Genomic DNA, 21951 nt, shown 5'->3' on the forward strand with positions numbered 1-21951 from the left:
TTTTTGGCATAATGAGGGAGTAGTTTATCCGGTGTTGAAATGTGGTGTCTTGCATGGAGGAAATCGTAACATCGTTTGGCGGATATATCACACACTATGGTTATGGAGCCTTGTTCGGCTTGTTTTTTCTAGGAATTCTCGGAATGCCCCTTCCGGAGGAAACACTGCTCGTCTTCTCGGGGTTTTTGGTGTCCACAGGGCAGTTAAAGCTCGTTCCCACCTTTATCGCTTGTTTCTTGGGGTCGATCTCCGCGATGACGTCAGCGTACTGGATCGGCAGAACCTTGGGCTTTTCCTTTATCGAGCGGTACGGGAAAAAGTTGGGACTGGGCTACTCCCTGTATAAAAAAACGGAAGGATGGTTTAACAAGGTAGGAAAATGGGCGTTGCCGCTCGGTTATTTTATCCCTGGTGTCAGACAGTTTACCGCGTATTTCGCCGGGATTACCCGTCTGCCGTTTCCGACCTTCATGCTGTACACCTATTCAGGTGGGCTGTTTTGGAGTGTTTTATTCGTCACACTCGGGTGGCAGCTGGGCGAACGCTGGGACGAGCTGTTCAATCTCATTGCCAGAAACCTGGCGATCTTCTTCGTAGCCGTATTTGCCCTGATCGCCGCATGGTCTTTTTGGCGCATGCGCAGGGCACAGTCAAAACCGAAAAGGGGGAATCACACTTGAGCGAAGAGCAACAAGACAACCGCGGTACGGGTGAGAACCTGCCGGCAGTTCAAAAGTCGAGAGAATTGGTTCCCATCGAGCTGCCTGAACAGCACCAGCGCTTTTACGACAAGCTGAGAGCCAAAATCGAGGCGTTCATTCGGGAGCAGAGCGGCAACGAAGCGGTGGCGAAATACATTTTGCTTGCTCCGGACCTGTTTGTTTTGCTGGCGCGGCTGCTGGTCGACAAGCGCGTCGGTCTGCAGGCCAAGGCTTTGGCCGGAGCTGCCGTCGCTTACTTCATTTCACCGATCGATTTTATCCCGGAGGCGATTACAGGCGCTTTCGGACTGCTGGACGATGTCGTGTTCGCCGTTTATGCGCTGAGAAAAATACTCGTGGATGTCGACGAGAGCATCGTGAAGGAGCACTGGAACGGAGAAGAAGACTTGCTCCGCGTCATCACCAAGGTCGTCCGTTCTGCAGATGATCTGCTGGGCAAAAAGCTGGTGAAAAAGATCGAACAGACACTGTTTCGAAAAAAATAAAACGAGAGGTCCTATCTATGAAATATTTGCTTGATTATCAAGAGGGAGAACGGGTTGTCGCGTTTTGTCTGGTGAAAAGCAAGGAAGCGGGGGTCGCCAGCAACCAGAGCGAGTACCTCAATCTGGAGCTGGGAGACCGTTCGGGCACGATCAGTGCCAAGCTGTGGGATGTCACACCCGAGCTCAAAGAAGAGATTCAGGTTAAGTCCGTCATCAAAATTGATGCCGCTGTGCAAAGCTACCGGGGGAAAAAGCAGCTGGTCATCCAGCGGGTCCGGCTGGCGACAGCATCGGATGAGGTGCAGATGGAATCTCTGGTGCCCGTCTCACCCTTCCCTGCAGACGAGCTTTGGGACAAGCTGATGAAAGCGGTCGACAGTCTGAAAAGCGATACGCTGAAGACCATCGTCACGGAAGCCTTGAGCGACCCGGAAACGGCAGAAAGACTGCGTGCTTTCCCGGCTGGCGTGAGAATGCACCATCAGTACTATCACGGGCTTCTGGAGCATATCGTCTCGCTGCTCTCCGCAGCGGAGAGGCTGCTCCCGCTCTATCCGCAGGCGGATCGGGATGTGCTGGTGGCGACCTGCATTCTCCACGATATCGGCAAGCTGTACGAGCTGTCCGATCCGATCGCTCCCGAATATACAACGCCCGGACAATTGATCGGCCATTTGGTGATGGGAGTGGAAATCGTCAGCGGCATCTGCCGCAAACACGATATTCCGCTGGGGAACGCGGAGGTGCTTCACCTGAAGCATTGCATTCTCAGTCACCACGGCGACGTGGAAAACGGCTGGGGAAGCGCCGTCTCGGGAAAAACGCCAACGGCCATCCTGTTCCACCACCTCGATATGATCGACAGCAAGATGAACGCGCTGGGTCAAACGTTGAGTGACATGGAAGACGAGGAGTGGGCCTATTCCGCGGTCGTAAAGAGGAAAATCTGGCGAGGGTATTGATGCATGACAGCCTAAAAAAGTACCGTCTGCTTATGGCAGGCGGTTTTTTGCGGAAAGGCTCCTATTTTCATAGATCGAAAGTAGTGTGACTATTTCCTTATCTGGAACGTAATACCAAATAGACGTGATCAATAAGGAGGAGCTTTCATTGAAAAACGGAAGTAAAACATTGGTGGCGCTGATTGCGTGCTCGCTGCTCGCTACGCCTGCATGGGCTGCGGAAAAACAAGAGCGGCCGTTGATGACGACACTGCTCAACAAGCTGGAAGATCTGCCATTTCAAGCCCAACTGACAATCACCGGCGTGCGTGATGATATTCCGCTGCTCAAAAATATGAGGGTAGGGACGATCTCCCATCAAGATGATACATACACCGTCACCTTGTCCAATGCGGGCAAGACGGAACGGAGCGACGAGAAGGCAACTGCTACCATCAAGGTCAAAGAGGATGGAGAATTGATCTCCTTAAAGGTGAAGGAGCCGGATGCCGCAAGCGGAAAATTGCCCGATTTGTACGGAGATAAAAAGCTGGTAAACGATTTTGTAAACTACCGTCTCTCTCCCGATTTTACGGCAAGCTCGTTTGCGGTGTTGGGCATCGAGGACGGTCAGCACGAAAACAAAGCCATCTGGTCAGTCTATCCTACGATCAACGGCGTTCCGTTACAGAAGAAAGCAGCGGAAGTGGTCGTGAACGGAGACAGGGATATTGTGTTTGTCAAACGGGAAAACGTAAAGCTTCCGAATCAGTCCTCGGTCGATGATCCGCGAAAAGCGGTTCCGGTCCAAAAAGCGAAGGACGCTATCGCAGAAAATCTGAAGCTGGAGTTGGTTTACGATGAAGAAAACGGGAGCTGGCTGTACCTGCCGCGCACGGTAGAGGCGGTCAACGCTTTGACAGGAGAGCCGGTGTCTCCCATGCGCACAGTAAAGGAGGAGCAGGTCGAGATAAACGGTCAGGCTGACCTGTCTGCTTGGCAGGATAGCTTCAAGCTGGAGCGTGTTTTGAAAGCCGAGCTTCAGCTCCCCTCCGTGCCCGTTGATATTGGAGAGGAAACAAAGACAGCCGCCGAGAAAAATGGCAGATGGGATGCCCCTGTAACAAGGGCCGGCATTCACGCAGTTTTTGATAAAGAAAAGAAAGGCTGGACGATCAGTGTCGACGACGAAGCACGGAAAGAACGCGAGGAGCCGTTATCGGATCGGGAAGCAAGCAAAATGGCTGTCAACTTTGTTCAAAACGCATTGATTTCCGGAAAAAAATCTTTTCTCGTAAAAGAAATGAGTCTTTCTGCAGAACGGCCAAAATGGGCTGAAAAGTCGAAGGACTACCGGGAGTACACATACGCTTTCCACGAGGTGTTTGCCAATGGCGCAATAGGCTTGCAGCCGCTGTATACGATTGTGGTCGATGCGGATAGAGGCGGGATTCGCTCAGTAGAACACAAGATGACCAAACGTCCGGAAACAGAAGAAAAACTGGCGAGCGTCAAAGGAAAAGCGGCAACAGACGCAATTTTGCGCGACCTGGAGGTATCCCTGTACTATATTTATCCGGAATACGGAGGGCAGACCCCTTCGCTTCCGCAATTAGTCTACCTGCCGGTTAATATGGAAACTCTGGCGCTCAACGCCCAAACCGGAGAGCCGGTAAAACGCGTGCCCAAAGAGAAGCAGACAGACCTGGAGAAAGAGAAAGGGAAAAAGAAAAAGTCAGAAGAAGAGTAGAAAGCAGCGAAAAATTGGCGGGAGAGCGGTACGATTTCGCGCTGTTTACAGTGAGGGGGAGGATAATCCCCCTCCCTTTCTTTTTGTAGGCACAAATCTGCCCGTAAAAGGCCAGCAAGATATTTTCTAATCAGTCAGATTGGACAATCGGGGCAATCCGTAGTAGGATTTTTTTTATTCGTGTCGAATACCTTTGTGATTCCCATTTGTTTGGCGGTTGTTTTGCCAAGCGAACTAGAAGGAGAAAGTATATGAAACGGCCAACCTATACCCTGTCGAGTATCGTTAAAAAGGTGTTTCGGTCAGGCGAACGCTCGCTTCCTCGCGAAGAAATCTGTGCGCGTTTGAACGAGACCGGACTGATTTCCCTTCTGGACATGGATGCAGAAGCGCTGCTGGCCAAAGTACTGCAGATGGAACAGTCGCCTGTGCGCATCGGGCGGACAGAAGCGATCGTGGAGGTAACGTACCAGCCCCATCAACTGTTTGATCTGGCGTATCGTTTTTTGCGCGATACCCAATCGCCGAAAACGCTGGAACAGATCGTAGCTGAGCTGCGTCGACAAACGCAGTTTGGATGGAATCAGATCATGCGGATGCTGCAACTGGAGCGCGATCTTCGCTTCGTCCAATATCAGGGGGATGTTCGCTGGTTTTTGGCCGATTGGACATTGGCCAACGATCAGGTGTACCAATTTTGCCGCAAAAATGGCATTGCGCAAATATCTGTTAGGTCGCTTACGCATTTTCTGGAGCTGGAAGCAGAAGTGCCGCAGGGCTCCGTTTTTTTGTCCGCTCTGGACGATCGGTTTCGCACAGATGAGGAGACGCTTCACATCATTGTCCGCGAAGACATCACCGATTCTGAGGAAGATGATGCCGATGCCGAACCAGACGGCGAGCAAGTGGAATGGGAACTGGAGAAAGCAAGCGCCGAAGCAGCTCCCACAACCGCGCAAATCGAGCAACAGTCTGTAAACCAAGCACCTTCAGAACAATCCGAAGTGCGGGAAGAAATTGCTGCATCACCTGCCAAAGCACCCGATGAGCAGCAAGAAGCGCCGCCTACACGACAACATGAACAACATGAACAACTACAATTTGAGGAGGAATTGCCAATGAACGCTGTTCAAACTCAATCTGCTTATCAGGAGGCCAAGGAAATGCTTCGCCTGGCCCTGGACCGTCTGCAGGTCCGCAATCAGGAAATGGCTCAGGAGGTTGTTGCCCATTTCCAAAAAAGCAATATGCAAGCTATAGAAGTTCTGATGAAAGAGAAACATAAAAATGAGCAACTCGCACTTGGCATTGAGCAAGTGCTGAAAGCCAACGATCAGCAATGAGTGATCTGGAGGCCAAGATCCGGTTGGAGGTTAGGTTTGCCTTGCTGCGCGACATTATCGCGAGTTATCGGATTCGCCTACAGGAGATGGAACGGAAAGTTGTGGAGCTGTTCGCCGCCAATCAGTTGGCGGCCATATCCGAATGCATGGAGGAACAGCAACGCATAGTCAGACTGATTCGCAAGCTGGAGCAATTTATCAAGGAGTGGGAATCAGTCCAAGACGCCGGCATCTCGCACGAACCAAAACGAGAACATACGAAGACCTGAAATATGCGGTAGTTATAGGGGGATTGCGCTAGATCCCTGCGCATGCCGCGACGGGATAGAAAGGAGATCCAAACCCCTTATGTCTGTAGGAAGAAACGAACTGTGTCCCTGCGGTAGCGGGAAAAAATACAAAAAATGCTGCGGTGTCGTAACACCGATTACGGAGCTCCGCAGCCGCCATGAACAAAAGCTCCAGAAGGAGTACGCCGGCTGGGTAGAGCGGCTGAATCACTTTGTCAGCGGACAGGTGAGCAGTGATGCCGTTCAGGAGCTGCGTGCCCGTTTTGCCGCTGAAGTCGGTCTGTCCGGGGAGAGCGTCATGAGCCCGGAGTGGACGGCGCACTTCTTCAACTGGCTTGTACTGGACGTCAAGACGAACGGCGACACGCCGATTGAAAACTATCTCAAGCAGCACGGGCGCCGGATGGAACCTGATCTGCGCCGTGCGTTCTCCCGTCTGAATCTCGATGTTTACGAGATCGTGCAGGTAGACCGTGACGCGCTGACCGTTCAGCATCCGTTGCGCGGCGACGTCCGATACGTCATCAGAACAAATACACTGCAGGTTGAGCCGGGGCAATTGATTGCCGGCCGCCTGCTTTCGCTCGGATTGCGCGATGTGCTGTTCACCGGCAGCATCGTCCTGCAGCCTCACCTGAAGCCGGCGCTGCTGGAGTGGCTCAAAGCCCATCCCGAGATTTCCAAAGCGGCAGACGACAGCGCCGAACGCACCTACACCACTGCCTTCTATCGCTTTATCGTACAGTTTGGCGCGGAAGAAACTCCCCGGAGCGTGCAGGGCATGGTTCGGCGCGTTTATCAAGTTCCGGATATGTCCCGCCTGCAGCGGATGATTGAATCGCATCGAATGCTGGAGCTGAAAAAGCGGGAGGGCTCTCGCGAGATTTGGGTCTACGCCCCGCGGAAGGAAGAACATCTTTTTACAGCGTTAAAGGACACGCTGCTGGAATTGTATGAGGTTCAGGCGGAAGTTCTGATCCAGGACGGAACAGTCTTGTTGGAAGGGTATGCTCCCCAACTGGATGAGCTGGCAGCACTCTTGCAGCTCCCGCAAAGCTCCGGGGAGGAAGCGATCACAGCTCTGTCCTCGACGGGAGCAAAGCTGACCAAAGGAACGCTGTTCATCACAAGTCAGCCTACGCTGCCCTCCAAAGTGCTGCAATGGGCTGTCCAGACGTACTTTACGGAAAAATGGCTGTTGTCCGCGAACGACGCACTGGACGGTCTCGCACCGGTCCTGGTCGCTGCATCTGACAATGAGACGATGCAGGACAAGCTCCACAAGCTGGTGGAGCAGTTGGAAAAAGACAACAAGCTGGGTCAGGGCGTTGCCCGGTTTATCCGGGTGGAGTCGCTCAAATCGCGCCTGGCCATCGCAAACGATGATTTGCATATCGCCGGCTTGCTCTCCAGACCGTTGATCGAGGGATTGCCTGAGAGCGTCTATACGGTTCAACCGGAGCGTTTGGCTGATATCCACCAATTTGTTCAGGAGATGACCGAAGGCAAGTCTGAGGCAACGGTGAAAAAGTACGACGAGGTCATGACCAACTTCCGCTCGTTTGTACGGAGCGCCTTTGGTCCCGGATTTTCCTGGGAGCAATTCAGACGCGAGGACCTGGCATACTTCCTGGTTCACGACATCTTTACGCGTGTGGATGCTTCGACGAAGACGCTGGCAACCAATCTGCTGTCGGTTTTGACCGCTTTCTTCAAATGGCTGGACAAACAGCATCAGACAACGCTGACGCCGGTCATGCAGCCGCTTTTGGCAGAATTGAAGGATACGCTTCCTGAAGCATACCGCTACCGGACTTTGCTGGAAAAGGATGCACATCAGCGGCTGTTTGGCAGCGAAGAGAGCTTCCGCACGGTGAAGGAAGAGACAATGGTTCTGGAAGAGAAAACAGCGGAAGGCTGGTACGTCAAAAACAGCAAGGGCGATCGGGTACTGCTCACGCTTCCGGCAGAGGATGTCCTGCAGCTCGCTTCCGACTGGCTGATTTCCGGACTGGTCGGCCAAACCGGTGACGATACATGGAGCTTGATCGGAACACCCGAGCTTTATCCGCCTGTTATCGGCCAGCTTATGGGACTCAAGCAGCGAGTTCTGCTATAAATAAAACAACAACCCCGAGGCTATCCGAGCCCGGGGTTGTTGTTTTTTGCTTACGCAAGTCTGCGTAAATTGTTTGCGCTGGAATCTTGCGTTTATACCGTCTTGTTCCAGCTCGTAATTTCCTTGTCGCTTGGCAAAAGAAGACCAAGTGCGCCGATCAAAGGCATGAGCGAGCACACCGTGATGACAAAGGAAATGCTCTGAAGGTCAGCCAGGTAGCCGAGTACGAGAGCTCCCATGCCGCCCATTCCAAAGGCAAGGCCGATAATCAGGCCGGAGACGGTGCCGATGCGGCCGGGCAGCAATTCCTGTGCGTACACGACGGTAACGGAAAAGCTGGAGAGCATGACAAGCCCGCTCAAGAACAGGACAGGATACGTCCAGATTCCGGATACATACGGCGTGAGCAAGGTCAATGGAAGCGAGCCGAGCGTGGAGAGCACGAGCAAGTTTCTTTTTCCAAAGCGGTCAGCGATCGGCCCTCCCATGAAGGTTCCAATCGCTCCGGCGAGCAAAAATCCGAATACGCAAAGCTGTGCGCTGGCGTACTCCATCCCTTTGACATCCATTAAAAAGAACTGGTAAAAGCTTTGATAGCCCGCGTTCATCCAGGAACGGACACTGACGATGAGCACGAGCAGGCCAAGAGCGATCATCCGTTTTTGTTTAAAGCTGTACGCTACGGCCTCCTGCACGGCTTTCCTCGCTCGCTGCTGTCCCTGGTACCAGATCGCGACGTAAACCAGGACAGCGCTGGCTGCAGCCGCAGGAACAAGGAACCACATCGCACCTGGCTGGCCAAGCGGCTGAAAAATGAGGATGGTCATCAGCGGGGCCAGAGCCTGGCCGGCGTTTCCTCCCACCTGAAAAATCGATTGGCCGAGCCCGCGTCTGGGACCGGAGGCATGATGCGCGACCCGGGACGCTTCCGGGTGAAAGACAGCAGAGCCGATACCGACGCACGCGACAGCCAACAGTACCACGTAATACTGGTCGGCCAGGGCCAGGGCAAGCATGCCCAACCCGGAAATCAACAGCGCAATCGGAGGCATATAAGGGCGGGACTTGCGGTCGGAGACATAGCCTACGACTGGCTGAAGCACGGATGAAGTAAGATTCACTACAAGTAAAATAATGCCTACCTGCGTGTACGTCAGTGCCAAATTGCTCTCCAAAATCGGCAGCAAGGCGGGAATGACGGCTTGGATACTGTCGTTCAGCAGATGAACGAGACTAATGGCAAACAACATGCGATAAACCGTCGGAGCGGCGCTGGCCGCTGGGCTGGCATTCAAACTGCCGGTCTGGGCACTCATATCTTCCTTCATCTCCGTATTTTTTTGCTATTTACTGTAGCACTGTTTTTTCCGAACGTCATTACTGTAAGGTCAGCATATAGCATGCAAAAATAGGAGGATGAGAAACAGAAGAGCGGCACACACTATTCCCTAGCCGAAAAGGAGGGGTAGCATGGAAAAGAAGTCGAATGATCTAAACGGCAAACAGGAAAGTCACACGCGCCATGGCGGAGACGCTCACCGTTCTACACAAAAAGAGCCTGAGGGCCCCGTACAGGGCTTCAGTCAAGCGCCACACGGCAAACAGTAAAAGCGGGCTCCCTCATCGACACAGATGGGGGAGTTTCGCATGATCGGAACATTTTTCTACAAAAGCGGACATGAATGTGCTACAATACCTTAGTCAGTATTTTACCAATGGAAGAAAAACTTAGTGCTTATTGTCGAAAAGCACTTTTCTTATTTTCAGAAACATTTCCATACAATACCAAGCGTTTTCGCTGACAAGGAGATTGATGCACATGCCGGATACAGTCGGAAAAACGCGTACTGTTGCTCATAAGACGAAGAAACCAGTCCGCCGCCGCAATCTGCGCAAATGGTTGATGTTCTTTACTGTTTTTTGCTTGCTCCTGATAGGGGGAGTTGCCGGGGCGATCTACTTGAAAATTGACAACGCCCTCGATACGGTGACCTCGCCGCAGGACGGCTATGTGTCGCCTGCTTCTGTAAATATTGATCCTACATACCATAATGATAAACCTCTTTCTCTCGTAATTCTGGGGAGCGATAGCCGGCCTGAAACAGGCTCGATGAATACGGACGTGATGATTGTAGCGGTTGCCAATCCGACCACCAAAAAGGTGACAATGGTTTCTCTGCCGCGCGATACACGTGTAAAGATTCCAGGATACCGCGATTACCACAAGATCAATTCGGTCTTTGCCAACGGCGAGGCTGAGCGCCGTCAAGCTGAACGAAAGAAACAAATACCGACTGAAGACGGGATTTCGTTGACCAAAAAAACGTTGACCGAGCTTTTGGGCATCCCGATTGATCACTACGTAGCAGTCGATTTTGACGGCTTTAAAGCCGTTATTGACGAACTGGGCGGAGTGGAGGTCAACGTGGACCGCAAGCTGGTCTACGACGATCCGACCGATAACACGCATATCAACCTGAACCCGGGCGTTCAAGTGTTGAACGGCGAACAGGCCCTTGGCTATGTCCGCCACCGCCACGACAACCGGGGAACGAAGTACTATTCCAGCGACTTTGACCGCAACCGCCGCCAGCAGGAAGTCATCGCCGCAGTGATCAACAAGGTAGGCTCGCTGGAAGGCTTGACCAAAATTTTCAGCATCATGGATGTCGGAGCCAAGCACATACATACCGACTTGTCCAAGGAGCAGATCAAAGGGCTGGCTTATGATTTCAAAGGCTTGAATTCCGCTTCCGTGACGACTCTGGACAACGGCGCCTACTGGCAAGGAAGCTACACGTTCCTGCCAAAGGAGAACCTGAATTCGATACGTGCCGCGCTGCAAACGGAGATGGGGCAGACGGAAAGCATCGTTGCGAAATTGAACGACTCTCCAATTCTTGCGGCCGGGGACGATTCTTATGCCAGCAGCAAGCCTCGCACGACAAAGAAAACGAGCGAGTCGGCCGCTTCATCGCAACCGGCGAAGCCAAAGAAGGAGCAGGCAGCCAGCAAGCCGAAAGAAACGCAGCCTGACACCGCAGAGGCGGATGAAACAGTCGCGCCGCCGCCTGACATTATGGCGCCTGACGACAACCAGCAGAGCGGGCAGACGACTCCGACACCGGACGCCACCACTCCAGGATCGGGTGCGACGCCAGGCAACGGATCGACGCCGCCGCCGGATATTGTTCAACCAACGCCCACTCCTGCTCCAAGTCAGGAAATGACTCCACCACCAGCAGGGGAAGGCGAGAAAACGACCTCCTGATCCATAACAAAATGACAGAGGAACACCCGAGATGTCGGGTGTTCTTTTTTCGTCGATGCCGTGTTGGGAAAAAGATTCATAAAAAAACTTTTTGGATAAATCATTGCAAAGTGGTTTAAAAACACCAAAAGCATGGTAAAATAATAATATGCTGAGAAGACAGATAAATCTGATAAATGAAACGGACAGGGAGGGATTTGGATGACAATTTTTCTGGTCAACCTGTTTCTGGTGATCGCGTTCGTGTACCTGATCAGCCGCCAACAAAACGAAGAAATCATATATGATGAAGATTTTTTTCTCCAGAACCCCTCAGCCCTTGAAGAATACCAACAGATGCCCATCGACTTCCAACAGGCGTTCTTTCGCAAACATAAGGACTGGATCAAGGAAAAATACATGCGCGGCGAAAGCTACGTGCTCGCTTTTTGCCCCAACAAGGAAGTAAGGCGTGCCTGGCTGTCGGAATTCGTCAATAACAAGGACTTGAACAATACACCCACCCCTTCGCCATGAAGGGGTTTTTCGTTGATCCCCCCGGCGTGGTATACTTCGGATAGGAACGTAAGTGTGCAACAGAAGGAGTAGACAAAATGCTGCAAAGACTGATTGAACTATGGGACCAAAACATGCCGGAGAACGGTATGATCCATGATGTGATTTTGCGTTCGGAGCATTCCTTGCTGGAAGACGAAGAAACCAAGGAAGTAAAGCTGATTATTGCTCCAGCCGAAGGGGAGCAGCCGGCTGCGTCTGTTTTTCTCTACGAGCTGGAGCCGGGAAAAAGCTGTGAAGTGGAGATCGAGCTGGAATACCCGGGCCTTGACCTTTCGGAGCAGGGTGAACGCTTGTGGGAGCAGGCGAGAGAGATTGTAGCAGAGGTGTCCCTATCGGAGAAAAAGCGATTCCTGGCCCCTGGCCAGTTGGCAGAAGCCACCTTTATCCTCGACTATCATTTCGTCGTGGAATGCTCCGATGAAGAGGGGACCGAGAAGATTATCAAGCAAGCGGCCAGCGATTTGGGAAAATTGCTGGGGCTGTAGGGGGAGGTCGGACAGAATGAAGAGAAGGAAAATGAAAGGAGCGTGGAGAATTGTATTACGCAAAGAAATGAATGAGCATTCATTCGGATGGTGAGGAGTGAGCTGATATGGCGATCAGACGGGTATTTGAACCGATTCAGATCGGGCAGTTGACGCTGGACAATCGGGTCATGATGGGATCGATGCACGTCGGCCTGGAAAGGCTGGAGGGGGGCGTTCAGCGGCTGGCCGCTTTTTATGCCGAGCGAGCAAAAGGCAAAGTGGGCCTGATCGTAACAGGCGGAGTTGCAGTTCTCCCTGAGGGCGGCATGGGTGAAGCGTACTGCAATGCGTATGCCGACCATCATGTCGAGCAGCTTGGCCATCTTACGCAAGCCGTACATGCGGCAGGCGGCAAGATCGCGATGCAGCTTTTCCATGCGGGCCGCTATGCGTACAAAGAGACGACCGGCCTGGAACCGGTCGCCCCGTCCCCCCTGCAAGCGCCGATCAACCGGACGAAGCCGCGCGAGCTGAGTCCGGAAGAGATCGAACGGACGATTCAGGCGTTTGCCGATGCAGCGCTTCGGGCCAAACGGGCGGGGTTTGACGGTGTCGAGATCATGGGATCGGAAGGATATTTGATCAATCAATTTCTTTCTCCTGTCACGAACCATCGCACTGACGAATGGGGAGGAGACTTCGAGCGCAGGTCGCGATTTGGCATCGAAGTGATGAAACGGGTCAGAGGGGCAGTCGGAGAGGGCTATCCGGTCATTTTCCGCATGTCCGGTCTCGACCTCATACCCGACAGCACCACGATGGAAGAGACGCTCGAGTTCGCCAGACAGATCGAGGCTGCCGGAGCAGATGCGCTCAACGTCGGGATCGGCTGGCACGAATCAAAAGTCCCCACGATCGCCATGATGGTACCGCGCGGCGCTTATGTCTGGGTCGCCAAACAGGTCAAGGAAGCCGTCAACATTCCGGTTATCGCCAGCAATCGCATCAACGATATCAGGCAGGCAGACGCAATCCTGGAGGACCAATATGCGGATATGGTTTCGATGGCAAGACCGCTGCTGGCCGACCCGGATATCGTGAAGAAAAGCATGGAGGGCAGATTTGACGAAGTCAATACATGCATCGCCTGCAACCAGGCTTGCCTGGACCACATCTTCGAAGGCAAGACAGCGTCCTGTCTGGTCAACCCGATGGCTGGCAGGGAAGAGGAGTGGAAGCTGGCGAGTGCGCCTGTGAGAAAAAAAGTAGCTGTTGTGGGAGCGGGCCCGGCAGGTTTGGAAGCGGCACGAGTTCTCGCCGAGCGCGGCCATCAGGTCGTCGTTCTGGAAAGACAGACACAGATCGGCGGGCAGCTGACATACGCGGTTCAGGTCCCAGGCAAATCCGAATTTGCCGAAACATTGCGATATTACCGAACAAAGCTGCGCCTGCTGGGTGTAGAGGTCAGGCTTGGTGTCGAGGCAAGCGCTGATCAGCTTATCGCAGAAGGGTTCGATGAAGTAGTGATTGCTACAGGTGTCATCCCTCGCATTCCGGAGCTTCCCGGCATCGATCTGCCTCATGTAGTCAGCTATGCGCAGATCTTTGAAAAGAAGGCAAGCGTGGGGAGCAGGGTCGTGATCATCGGAGCAGGAGGAATCGCCTGCGACTTGTCCCATCTTTTGGCGGAACCCGCCCAGCTGTCCTCCGAGACGATGAAATATTTGCTGGAGTATCGGATTGTGGAGCCAAAGCAGCTGCAGCGGATGCAGACAAGTCCGAGACGAATCTCGATACTGAGGCGTGGCAAGCATGTGGGAACAGGACTGGGCAAAACGACCCGCTGGGCTGTGCTCGCCAATTTGAAAAGGCAGGGAGTGGAAATGCTGACGGAGGTGGAGTACCGCGAGATAACGCCGGAGGGCGTGCGGATCGTGCATCAGGGGGAAGAGAAGCTGCTGCCGGCAGATACAGTCGTGATCGCGGCCGGAAACACGCCAAACAATCGCCTGTATGAAGCATTGCGGGAAAAGCTGCCGGTCCATCTGATTGGCGGCGCCAGAGAGGCAGGAGAGCTGGATGCCAAACGGGCCATTTACGAGGGAGCGGCGATCGGCAGGAATATATAATCCATTCGCACCATAATAGAATATTGTCGGCTTTTAGGATCTTTTGTCGAAAGACTATCATTTGTACATGTTTTTTTGCAAAATAAAAATGTGCTGTTCAAATCAATTTGAATGGGGGCTCTCGCCTTGATGAATCAAAATGGCATCTTATTGGGAAAACGTCATTTCTTGCACTCTACCGAGCGGGTTGTAAAAGTGGAGGGATGGACGTTTACAATAGCCCCGGGTTTTAAGGTGATTGCCGGCGGCAGTGCCAATCCGCTGCAAACGTTGATCAGCATTTATCACGAAACCGAGAAAATCGCACAACTTGTGCTCAGTCATAGACGCTGCGATTCGGATCTGTCTGTCCAGGCCATCTCCAGTGAAATTTGTCTGGAAATGTCGCCCGCGACTCGTACGGTCAACGTAGCAGTGAAACAATAGGGCACCCAGGCAGGGTGCTTTTTCACTATCCTGACCCTATTTTCAGACAGGAGATGAGGCAAATGAAGTTGACAGAATGGAAGCTGGGGGAGTTTTCCCTGACCTGGCTGCGAGGCGGCCTGACACAGTTGGATGGCGGTGCGATGTTTGGAGTGGTGCCAAAGCCTCTGTGGAGCAAGCGTTACCCAAACAACGAGCTGAACCAGATACCGCTCCGGGCTGATCCCATTCTCCTGCAAGCGGGCGGGAAGCGCATCCTGATCGAATCGGGAATCGGGAAAGATCGTTTGACCGAAAAGCAGAAGCGCAATTTCGGATTGCAGGAAGAATCAGAGGTGCTCGAGTCTCTGCAAGCGGTTGGACTCTCTCCGGAAGATATTGATATTGTATTAATGACCCACATGCACTATGATCACGCCAATGGACTGGTATCGGTCAAGGACGGCGGCCAGTTGTCCTCCACCTTCCCCAGGGCCGTTATTTACGTACAGGAGCTGGAGTGGGAGGAGATGAGAAACCCCAACATCCGTTCCCGCAATACATACTGGGAAGAAAACTGGCGTCCGATCGAGCAGCAGGTGCAGACCTTCGGCTCCGAGCTTTCTGTCATCCCGGGTGTCACGATGCACCATACAGGGGGACACAGCCAGGGACACAGCATTGTCAGAATGGAAAGCGGGGGCGAGCTTGCCCTGCACATGGCTGATCTGATGCCGACTCATGCACATCAAAATTCTCTGTGGGTGCTGGCTTATGACGATTACCCGATGGACTCCATTTTTGCCAAGGAAAAATGGGTCAAACAAGGCTTGAAGGATGGAGCGTGGTTTACCTTCTACCACGACGCCATCTATCATGCGGTAAAGTGGAATGAGCAGAACGAATTGATCGGTCAGATCAAAGTGGAAGCATAAAGACGTGCCATTGCGTTTCAGAGCCGGGGAGATGCCCCGGCTTTCTTGCATTTTCATCTGTCCGCCTCCGAGTTTTTCCAACCTTATCAAATAATCGAACATCCTCATCGAAATTTTCCATAATCAAAAAGCTTCAAACTTGATTGACGAATCAAGTGCCGCTCACTACAATAAAAAAAAACTTACGGAACTGTTCGGAATTGGTAGAAGAGCAGAACACCTAGAGGAGAGAGAAAAATGAGTAGGGTCAGCGCAATGTTTCGTGAGTTTCACCCGATTGTCTGGTCATTGGTGGTCGGGACGGTATTTGTACGGGCGGCCAGCTCGATGAGCATGCCCTTTCTGTTTCTGTTTTTGTCCAACCATACGGATATGGACCTCGGGATGATTGGACTGACGATTGGTGCCGGTGCGCTTGCCGGAACAATCGGAGGATTTTTCGGGGGAACCCTTTCGGACAAGTTCGGACGGCGCCGGGTCATGCTCGGTGCCCTTTATGTATGGATGCTTGTGTTCGTCGGTTTTGCATTCGGGAAAAGCCCGCTTTTGTTTCTGCTGCTCAATATTATCGGCGGGCTCTGCCGTTCTTTTTACGAGCCTGTTTCCCAAGCGCTGATGGCGGATGTCACTCCGCCGGAAAAACGCTTCCGCGTCTTCGGACTCCGCTATACGGCGATCAACGTCGGGGTCGCGGTCGGGCCGATACTGGGCGCGATGCTGGCCATGACTTCCGCCGCACTGCCGTTTCTCGTAACGGCGGCCATTTACCTGGTGTACGTAATCAGCTTGCAAATGATGCTGAACGTGTTTGGGATCAAAAAGATCGAGGGGCAGAAGAAGGAAGCCGTCAGCTTTCAGCGAGCTTTTGAAGTCGTGGTCAAGGACAAGGCCTTCCGCCTGTACATGGTGGCTGGCGTCTTCGGGGCGATCGGCTACTCGCAGATGTCCTCTACCTTGGCAAAGTACGCGGAAATGTCTGTGGTTGACGGGACGAAGCTGTTTGCGATCCTGATGAGCGTAAACGCGATTGTCGTCGTGCTGATGCAGATGCCGCTTATGCGCTGGTCGGAAAAACGGACGCCGCTCACCAGTATCGTGGTCGGAAACGTGGCCTATGCGCTGGGGGATGTAGGATTTGCTTTTGCCGGTTCGTGGAGCGTGTTCATCATCGCCATGGTCGTCTTTACATTGGGTGAAATCCTCACCTTTACCGCATCTGACGTGCTGATTGACCGCATGGCCCCGGAGGATATGCGCGGTACGTATTACGGGGCCAAGAGCTTCAGCAATCTGGGGCAGTTCATCGGTCCGTGGATGGGCGGCATTTTCCTGGCTACTTTGGGAGGCAGCGCTTTATTCTGTGTCGTCGCCGCTTTTTCCTTGACCAGTACAGCCTTCCAGTGGGCTGGACAGCGCGCGTACTTGAAGCAGAGCGGGAAAGCGCTCGATGCCGCGCGAGTCCAGGCCTAAAGGGAGCGGGGAGCGAAGTTATTCCAACGCCTGCAGGATCCGGTCGGCAATCCGCTTGTAGCCCGCTGCGTTCGGGTGAAAATGATCCGTATACAAATAAGCTTGCTCCTTGTTTACGAACAGGTCATAGGTCGGCACGACCAGCACGCGGGGATAGCGAGCGGCAATATCGGAAGCTGCGCTGTTCCAATCCAGGACAGGCTGAATCGTATCCGCTGCTGCTTCGGTGTCTCCAAACGGGTTGTACAGGGACGCATAGACAATCGTTGCATCCGGGTTTGCTTTTCTGATTTGCTTGATAATCTCTTCAAAGTTGGCCGTCAGCCGTTTTGTGGCTGCGGCCAATTTTTTTTCATCGAGTTCCTCCAGCTCTCCGGACTGCTTGAACAGATCGTTCCCGCCAATGGTAAAGAAGATGAGGTCGGAGGCTGCCAGTTGGCTTTGCACCTGCTTCTGAGACAACTGGGCTACGAGGGAGGGCGATTCTTGCCCGTTGATAGCCAGATTGGACAGCGTGATCTTGTTGCCGCTCTTTTTTTCCAGAGCTTGCCGCACAAGTCCGATGTAGCCAAGCCCGTTGGCGTCACCGACACCTCTTGTCAACGAATCACCGAGCCCAACGATTTGCCGGACTCCTTCTGCCGGGACCAGAGTAGGCGGCTTTGCCTCTTTTACAGGGCCGACTGGGCCTTCTGGAGCAAGCTGGCTCGGGTCAAGAGCGAGCACAAAACCAGCCGCCAGCAGCAGCATCGAGGCCAGCGAGAGAAGTCCAAACACGCGCCATAACCAATTACCGGAGCTTTGCATGGGTACCTCCCGTTTCGGTATTGAATCGTGTTGCATGGTATAATGTGACAGTAAACATATATTTTGAGTGTACCACAACAGACCCTTTTTTGCCCAAGCAGGGGCAGTTGACAGGATAGGAGGTGCAGCTATTTGACGGAAACGGTATTGTCAATCAAAGGGCTACGCAAGCAAATGGGAGGAAAGCCGATCATCAAGGACATTTCCTTTGACGTATATGCGGGTGAAGTATTTGGCTTTCTCGGGCCAAACGGTGCCGGCAAGACCACGACTATCAGGATGCTGGTCGGGCTTGCGTCGGCAGATGCGGGAGAAATTCACATTGGCGGCATCTCGCTGCACAAGCATTTTCCCCAGGCAATCGCTCAAGTGGGATCCATTGTGGAAAATCCGGAGCTGTACAAGTTTATGACAGGCCGGGAAAACCTGGAGCACTTTGCCAGAATGAGCGGCGGCATCTCGCGTGAGCGGATTGAAGAGATTGTCCGTTTTGTCGATTTGCAAAGAGCGATCGACGACAAGGTAAAGACGTATTCGCTCGGGATGCGGCAGAGGCTCGGGATCGCTCAGGCCCTGCTTCACAATCCGAAGCTGCTGATCCTGGACGAGCCGACCAACGGCCTCGATCCCGCAGGAATTCGCGAGCTGCGCCAGTTTATCCGCAGACTTGCCGAAGAGGAAGGGCTGGCTGTCTTCATTTCCAGCCATTTGCTCAGCGAAATCGAGATGATGTGCGACAGGGTAGCGATCATAGGCAAGGGCAAAGTCATTTCGGTCGGACTTGTCAAAGACTTGATGGAACAGTTTGGCGATCAGGTGGAATGGAGCGTTTCTCCAGAGACGACAGAGGCGGCCAGCCGTATCTTGCGTGCTCTTCCTTTCGTCGAAGAAGCCGTGGCATCCAAGGAAGGCCGGATCATGTGCAAAATGGACACCGAGCGGATCGCAGAAGCCAATCGGACTTTGGTTCTGCAGGGCATCGCCGTCCTGGGCATCGCCGCAAAAACAGTAACGCTGGAGGACCTGTTCCTCGCGCTAACGACAGAAGAAGGGGGAGCAGAACATGGGCATGCTGGACCTGGTGCAAAATGAGACCATCAAGATACTGCGCCGTCGCCGTTTTCTCGTCATTCTGCTCATCCTGGCCATTCTGATCCCGATTTTTACCTATGCCCAATACAGATCCGTTCTCACTGCCCAAGAGCAGATGGGAACAAGCGACTGGAGAGCGCTGCTTCAACAGAAAATCGTCGACACGCAAAACCGGCTTGCCTCCAGCCGATTGCCGGAGGAATGGCGCGAGTTTCTGAAAATCACCGTGCAACAGCAGCAGTATTATCTGGATCACGACATTAATCCGATGGCTCCGGGGGCTCCGACGTTTGCCCGCGGCTTTATGGATCAGGCGATATCGCTGTTTCTGCCGATGATCATCGTAGTGCTGGCCGTCGACCTCGTATCGGCGGAATTCAGCGAGGGGACAATCAAGCTGCTGCTTACCAGGCCCGTCAGACGCTGGAAGGTGCTGACCAGCAAGTATGTGACACTTTTGCTGTTCACTTCGCTCACAGTGCTGATGACCCTGATCCTGGCTGCGCTGATTTCAGGAGTGGTGTTTGGCTATGCAGGCTGGGACATGCCGGTGCTGACAGGCTTCGAAATTGCCGGAGGAGAGCTGGAGACTGCCGGAGTCTTTGCGCTGCCGCAATGGAAGTACCTGCTGATGCAATACGGATTGGGCTGGTTTGTTTCGGTAGTAGTGGGAACGATCACCTTTATGGTTTCGGTATTGGTCCGCAGCGCGGCCGCAGGTATGGGCATTATGATGGCCGCATTGATCAGCGGGGCGATTTTGACCCAGATGGCCTCCTCATGGGAAAGCGCCAAATACTTGTTCGTCGTCAACCTGCAGTTGACCGATTACCTGGCAGGGACGCTGCCTCCGATCAAAGGCATGAGCCTGCCGTTCTCACTGACAGTGTTGACAGTATGGGGGGCGGCATCGCTCGTCGTTGCCTATGCTGTGTTTATCAAGCGGGATGTGACGTCGTAGACGGATTGGTTGGGGGGGCTTGGGCCAATAACGAGACTGTGCTTCAATAACCCGAGCAGAGCCGTTTTGATAGAGCAGGGATTTGAGAGTGAGGGTGATGCCTCACTCCCCAAAATAAAAAATGGCCAGCCAACTTCTGCTGGCTACCCTCATATAACGAAAGACGCGGGAGCGACTACCCGCGTCTTTCTTACTGCCATGTGATTTGCTTTGACGCTTCCACAAGCTGATCCAGTGTAACCCCGTTTGCTGTGACAACGACGTACAGCGATTGATTGTCCGGTTGGGCGTTGAAGTGTACGGCGTGCTGTGCTGCGGCTTCGCCCGCGTTTGCCTGTTTGTCAAAAGTAACCGCAATGGCTTGCTCTGATTGAACGGTAAACAGTTGGGTCGCGGTGAAGGTGCCAGGGATGGACAGACTCCGTTTCCCGTGTTCATTGCGAACCACTTCTACCTTGATCCAGTCTTTGTTTCGCTTGTACTCAGATGTCAAACGAATGACCTTTTGACTGGTTTGCGATTCGTATTGAGCGGAAATCGCATGCAGAGAAAAACCTTCAGGCAGCTGTCCTGCCTGGGGTACAGGCATATCTGAGGCGTGTGCCGCCGTCTCTACATCAGAAAAGCTGGAAAGGGTAATTTCCGACTTTGCCATAGTCGAGACAGCAGGTCCAACGAGCGCAGGTGCGTGCTCCGCGGCAGGCTGTCCTGCTTCGTCGGCATTCGCGTCCAGAGCCAGTGCGCCTACAGGCTGATTGGCCAGCGCTTTGTTCTGTTCGTCCGCTGGAACGCCTGCGACCGGGTTGTGCTGCCCTGGCTGATTTGGCGCGGCTTCCGCATTGCCTTTCGCTTTTGGCTGATCTGCAGGAGGCTTTCCATTTGCATTGCGGGCAGCGATTATCGGCCGTTTGGGTTCGGGCGCTTCATTTCCTTCCGGTTTTGCAGACTCCTTGGCAGACTTCAGCTCGCCGATTTTCTCAGCAGGTACATCCATGGCAATCTGATTGCCAAAAGCCGATTGGTTTGGGCCACCTGCATTCCCATCGGGTTGTCCGGCTTTTTCCTGAGCAGGTGCTGCTTTACTTTCAGGCGGTGCTGCCTGGATTGACTCAGTTGAACTGCCGCCAAAGGCCTGAGTGCCTGATTTTGTGTCCATGGCCGCAGAAGCCGGGCTGTTTGCAGCGGGAGCGGAAACGATGGCGCCTTGCATATCGGCTGCGCTGGACTCCGCTTTCATGCTGATTTCCTGGCTGCTGTTTTGTGTTTGCTGGAAGCCGATCGCACCGACGACAAGCAGGATAGCCGCGGCACCAACCCATGCCATCGAAGAGATGTTCGGTCTGAAGCGGCGCGGCGCAGCCGGTTTGACGACAGGGGCTGCAGCGGCTTGGGGAGTAGACTCTTGTCCGGTCATCTTGTATATCGCTTGCATAATGTTGTCTTCCAATTGTACCGACGGCTGAGGAACCTCTTTCAAGAACTGCACCTCCTCGCCGTTTGCAAATTGTGCTTCGATCCAGACCATGCACTCTTCACATGTTTCGATATGGAAAAGCGTGCTCTCATTCGTGGTGTCTTCCCAAGCTTTTCTAAATTCCTGGCAGTTCATGTACGAGCCCCCCTTCCTTGCGTGAAAGTAGTTTGGCCAGTTCCTGGCGAGCGCGCAAATATCGGACGCGGGCTGTCGACTCGGCGATGCCGAGCAGCGCAGCAATCTTTTCGAAAGGATATTCATGCGTACAGCGCAGCACGATGACCTCCCGATACGAATCAGACAACAAGGCAAAAGCCTCCTCGATTTCCCTGCGCGTTTCCTTGTTCATGAGCGACTCCTGGGGAGATTCGTCGCGCACCTGGGAAGGGACGTAGGCCAGTTGTTCGTCAGAATCATGGAACTTGCGCCGTCTGATAAAATCGATTGTCTTGTTGCGTGCGAGCGTATGCAGCCAGGAGGAGAATTGACTGTCCCCCCGAAAGGTGGAGAGTTTTTCATACGCTTTGACGAAGACCTCCTGCGTCAGGTCTTCCGCATCGGAACGATTGTTTACCATTTTGTAGATAAACACGTAAATCATGTGCTGATACCTTTGGATCAACTCCCGGTATCCTTCAATGTCGCCCTGGAGAATCCGCTGAATGATTTCGGCGTCGGATTGCATCGAATCTCCGGCCTCCTTCCCTCTATGTGACGCTGGCATATGCTGAA

Annotated in this window: 21 protein-coding genes; 17 read left to right on the top strand and 4 right to left on the bottom strand. The window is 53.3% G+C overall.

Annotated features, from left to right (window positions below):
• Nucleotides 1-53 precede the first annotated feature (53 nt).
• The 7 genes from V5G20_RS09280 to V5G20_RS09310 all read left to right on the top strand — a co-directional run bounded on the left by V5G20_RS09280 (nucleotide 54) and on the right by V5G20_RS09310 (nucleotide 7650).
• Entirely contained in the window at nucleotides 54-680 is a 627-nt protein-coding gene (locus tag V5G20_RS09280) for a DedA family protein (RefSeq protein ID WP_003386689.1), read from the top strand.
• Nucleotides 677-1207 (top strand): YkvA family protein, encoded by a 531-nt coding sequence (locus V5G20_RS09285; RefSeq protein ID WP_003386688.1) that lies wholly within the window; start codon nucleotides 677-679, stop codon nucleotides 1205-1207. The genes V5G20_RS09280 and V5G20_RS09285 overlap by 4 nt, the downstream gene beginning before the upstream one ends.
• Nucleotides 1208-1224: 17 nt before the next feature.
• Nucleotides 1225-2169 (top strand): 3'-5' exoribonuclease YhaM family protein, encoded by a 945-nt coding sequence (locus V5G20_RS09290; RefSeq protein ID WP_003386687.1) that lies wholly within the window; start codon nucleotides 1225-1227, stop codon nucleotides 2167-2169.
• A gap of 148 nt (nucleotides 2170-2317) precedes the next feature.
• On the top strand, nucleotides 2318-3898 hold the full coding sequence (locus V5G20_RS09295) for a hypothetical protein (RefSeq protein WP_039070874.1): 1581 nt from the start codon (nucleotides 2318-2320) through the stop codon (nucleotides 3896-3898).
• A 251-nt stretch (nucleotides 3899-4149) separates the two neighbouring features.
• On the top strand, nucleotides 4150-5241 hold the full coding sequence (locus V5G20_RS09300) for a hypothetical protein (protein ID WP_003386685.1): 1092 nt from the start codon (nucleotides 4150-4152) through the stop codon (nucleotides 5239-5241).
• A complete protein-coding gene (locus V5G20_RS09305; protein WP_003386684.1) occupies nucleotides 5238-5510 on the top strand; it encodes a hypothetical protein in 273 nt (90 codons plus the stop codon). The genes V5G20_RS09300 and V5G20_RS09305 overlap by 4 nt, the downstream gene beginning before the upstream one ends.
• Before the next feature lie 79 nt (nucleotides 5511-5589).
• Nucleotides 5590-7650: a YecA family protein gene (locus V5G20_RS09310; protein WP_422387993.1), complete on the top strand. Its 2061-nt coding sequence runs from the start codon at nucleotides 5590-5592 to the stop codon at nucleotides 7648-7650.
• 92 nt (nucleotides 7651-7742) lie between these two features.
• On the opposite strand, the gene V5G20_RS09315 is transcribed toward V5G20_RS09310, so the two are convergent.
• Nucleotides 7743-8966, bottom strand: coding sequence for an MFS transporter (locus tag V5G20_RS09315; protein ID WP_003386682.1), 1224 nt, complete (start codon nucleotides 8964-8966; stop codon nucleotides 7743-7745).
• 154 nt (nucleotides 8967-9120) lie between these two features.
• Between V5G20_RS09315 and V5G20_RS09320 the strand changes: the two genes are divergently transcribed.
• The 8 genes from V5G20_RS09320 (at nucleotide 9121) to V5G20_RS09355 (ending at nucleotide 16885) form a co-directional block, all read left to right on the top strand.
• Nucleotides 9121-9258, top strand: a complete 138-nt coding sequence (locus V5G20_RS09320; protein ID WP_003386681.1) for a hypothetical protein — start codon at nucleotides 9121-9123, stop codon at nucleotides 9256-9258.
• 211 nt (nucleotides 9259-9469) lie between these two features.
• Nucleotides 9470-10921, top strand: coding sequence for an LCP family protein (locus tag V5G20_RS09325; RefSeq protein WP_003386680.1), 1452 nt, complete (start codon nucleotides 9470-9472; stop codon nucleotides 10919-10921).
• A 201-nt stretch (nucleotides 10922-11122) separates the two neighbouring features.
• A complete protein-coding gene (locus V5G20_RS09330; protein WP_003386679.1) occupies nucleotides 11123-11437 on the top strand; it encodes a hypothetical protein in 315 nt (104 codons plus the stop codon).
• 77 nt (nucleotides 11438-11514) lie between these two features.
• Nucleotides 11515-11964, top strand: coding sequence for a hypothetical protein (locus V5G20_RS09335; protein ID WP_003386678.1), 450 nt, complete (start codon nucleotides 11515-11517; stop codon nucleotides 11962-11964).
• A gap of 107 nt (nucleotides 11965-12071) precedes the next feature.
• Complete coding sequence (locus V5G20_RS09340; protein ID WP_122958782.1) at nucleotides 12072-14075, top strand: NADPH-dependent 2,4-dienoyl-CoA reductase; 2004 nt, start codon at nucleotides 12072-12074, stop codon at nucleotides 14073-14075.
• Nucleotides 14076-14204: 129 nt separating this feature from the next.
• A complete protein-coding gene (locus V5G20_RS09345) occupies nucleotides 14205-14501 on the top strand; it encodes a hypothetical protein (RefSeq protein ID WP_039070878.1) in 297 nt (98 codons plus the stop codon).
• A 62-nt stretch (nucleotides 14502-14563) separates the two neighbouring features.
• On the top strand, nucleotides 14564-15415 hold the full coding sequence (locus V5G20_RS09350) for a YtnP family quorum-quenching lactonase (protein ID WP_003386673.1): 852 nt from the start codon (nucleotides 14564-14566) through the stop codon (nucleotides 15413-15415).
• Nucleotides 15416-15652: 237 nt separating this feature from the next.
• On the top strand, nucleotides 15653-16885 hold the full coding sequence (locus V5G20_RS09355; RefSeq protein WP_024984970.1) for an MDR family MFS transporter: 1233 nt from the start codon (nucleotides 15653-15655) through the stop codon (nucleotides 16883-16885).
• Nucleotides 16886-16903: 18 nt separating this feature from the next.
• Here the strand turns inward: V5G20_RS09355 and V5G20_RS09360 are convergent, their stop codons facing one another.
• On the bottom strand, nucleotides 16904-17692 hold the full coding sequence (locus tag V5G20_RS09360; protein WP_031933470.1) for an SGNH/GDSL hydrolase family protein: 789 nt from the start codon (nucleotides 17690-17692) through the stop codon (nucleotides 16904-16906).
• Nucleotides 17693-17866: 174 nt separating this feature from the next.
• Between V5G20_RS09360 and V5G20_RS09365 the strand changes: the two genes are divergently transcribed.
• Both V5G20_RS09365 and V5G20_RS09370 read left to right on the top strand, forming a co-directional pair.
• Nucleotides 17867-18784 (top strand): ABC transporter ATP-binding protein, encoded by a 918-nt coding sequence (locus V5G20_RS09365; protein WP_338463460.1) that lies wholly within the window; start codon nucleotides 17867-17869, stop codon nucleotides 18782-18784.
• Nucleotides 18762-19745, top strand: coding sequence for an ABC transporter permease (locus V5G20_RS09370; protein ID WP_003386669.1), 984 nt, complete (start codon nucleotides 18762-18764; stop codon nucleotides 19743-19745). The genes V5G20_RS09365 and V5G20_RS09370 overlap by 23 nt, the downstream gene beginning before the upstream one ends.
• 190 nt (nucleotides 19746-19935) lie before the next feature.
• On the opposite strand, the gene V5G20_RS09375 is transcribed toward V5G20_RS09370, so the two are convergent.
• Together V5G20_RS09375 and V5G20_RS09380 are read right to left on the bottom strand one after the other, a co-directional pair.
• Nucleotides 19936-21354 (bottom strand): hypothetical protein, encoded by a 1419-nt coding sequence (locus V5G20_RS09375; protein WP_311068246.1) that lies wholly within the window; start codon nucleotides 21352-21354, stop codon nucleotides 19936-19938.
• Complete coding sequence (locus V5G20_RS09380; protein ID WP_003386667.1) at nucleotides 21335-21904, bottom strand: RNA polymerase sigma factor; 570 nt, start codon at nucleotides 21902-21904, stop codon at nucleotides 21335-21337. Before V5G20_RS09380 ends, V5G20_RS09375 begins: the two co-directional genes overlap by 20 nt.
• Nucleotides 21905-21951: the final 47 nt, after the last annotated feature.

The sequence above is a fragment of the Brevibacillus borstelensis genome (assembly GCF_036700025.1).
GTDB classification, from domain to species: domain Bacteria; phylum Bacillota; class Bacilli; order Brevibacillales; family Brevibacillaceae; genus Brevibacillus; species Brevibacillus borstelensis.

Coding starts and splice junctions, on each gene's coding strand:
- V5G20_RS09280 (WP_003386689.1), top strand. CDS start 54: ATGGAGGAAATCGTAACATCGTTTGGCGGATATATCACACACTATGGT.
- V5G20_RS09290 (WP_003386687.1), top strand. CDS start 1,225: ATGAAATATTTGCTTGATTATCAAGAGGGAGAACGGGTTGTCGCGTTT.
- V5G20_RS09300 (WP_003386685.1), top strand. CDS start 4,150: ATGAAACGGCCAACCTATACCCTGTCGAGTATCGTTAAAAAGGTGTTT.
- V5G20_RS09305 (WP_003386684.1), top strand. CDS start 5,238: ATGAGTGATCTGGAGGCCAAGATCCGGTTGGAGGTTAGGTTTGCCTTG.
- V5G20_RS09310 (WP_422387993.1), top strand. CDS start 5,590: ATGTCTGTAGGAAGAAACGAACTGTGTCCCTGCGGTAGCGGGAAAAAA.
- V5G20_RS09315 (WP_003386682.1), bottom strand. CDS start 8,966: ATGAGTGCCCAGACCGGCAGTTTGAATGCCAGCCCAGCGGCCAGCGCC.
- V5G20_RS09320 (WP_003386681.1), top strand. CDS start 9,121: ATGGAAAAGAAGTCGAATGATCTAAACGGCAAACAGGAAAGTCACACG.
- V5G20_RS09325 (WP_003386680.1), top strand. CDS start 9,470: ATGCCGGATACAGTCGGAAAAACGCGTACTGTTGCTCATAAGACGAAG.
- V5G20_RS09330 (WP_003386679.1), top strand. CDS start 11,123: ATGACAATTTTTCTGGTCAACCTGTTTCTGGTGATCGCGTTCGTGTAC.
- V5G20_RS09335 (WP_003386678.1), top strand. CDS start 11,515: ATGCTGCAAAGACTGATTGAACTATGGGACCAAAACATGCCGGAGAAC.
- V5G20_RS09340 (WP_122958782.1), top strand. CDS start 12,072: ATGGCGATCAGACGGGTATTTGAACCGATTCAGATCGGGCAGTTGACG.
- V5G20_RS09345 (WP_039070878.1), top strand. CDS start 14,205: ATGAATCAAAATGGCATCTTATTGGGAAAACGTCATTTCTTGCACTCT.
- V5G20_RS09350 (WP_003386673.1), top strand. CDS start 14,564: ATGAAGTTGACAGAATGGAAGCTGGGGGAGTTTTCCCTGACCTGGCTG.
- V5G20_RS09355 (WP_024984970.1), top strand. CDS start 15,653: ATGAGTAGGGTCAGCGCAATGTTTCGTGAGTTTCACCCGATTGTCTGG.
- V5G20_RS09360 (WP_031933470.1), bottom strand. CDS start 17,692: ATGCAAAGCTCCGGTAATTGGTTATGGCGCGTGTTTGGACTTCTCTCG.
- V5G20_RS09365 (WP_338463460.1), top strand. CDS start 17,867: ATGGGAGGAAAGCCGATCATCAAGGACATTTCCTTTGACGTATATGCG.
- V5G20_RS09370 (WP_003386669.1), top strand. CDS start 18,762: ATGCTGGACCTGGTGCAAAATGAGACCATCAAGATACTGCGCCGTCGC.
- V5G20_RS09375 (WP_311068246.1), bottom strand. CDS start 21,354: ATGAACTGCCAGGAATTTAGAAAAGCTTGGGAAGACACCACGAATGAG.
- V5G20_RS09380 (WP_003386667.1), bottom strand. CDS start 21,904: ATGCAATCCGACGCCGAAATCATTCAGCGGATTCTCCAGGGCGACATT.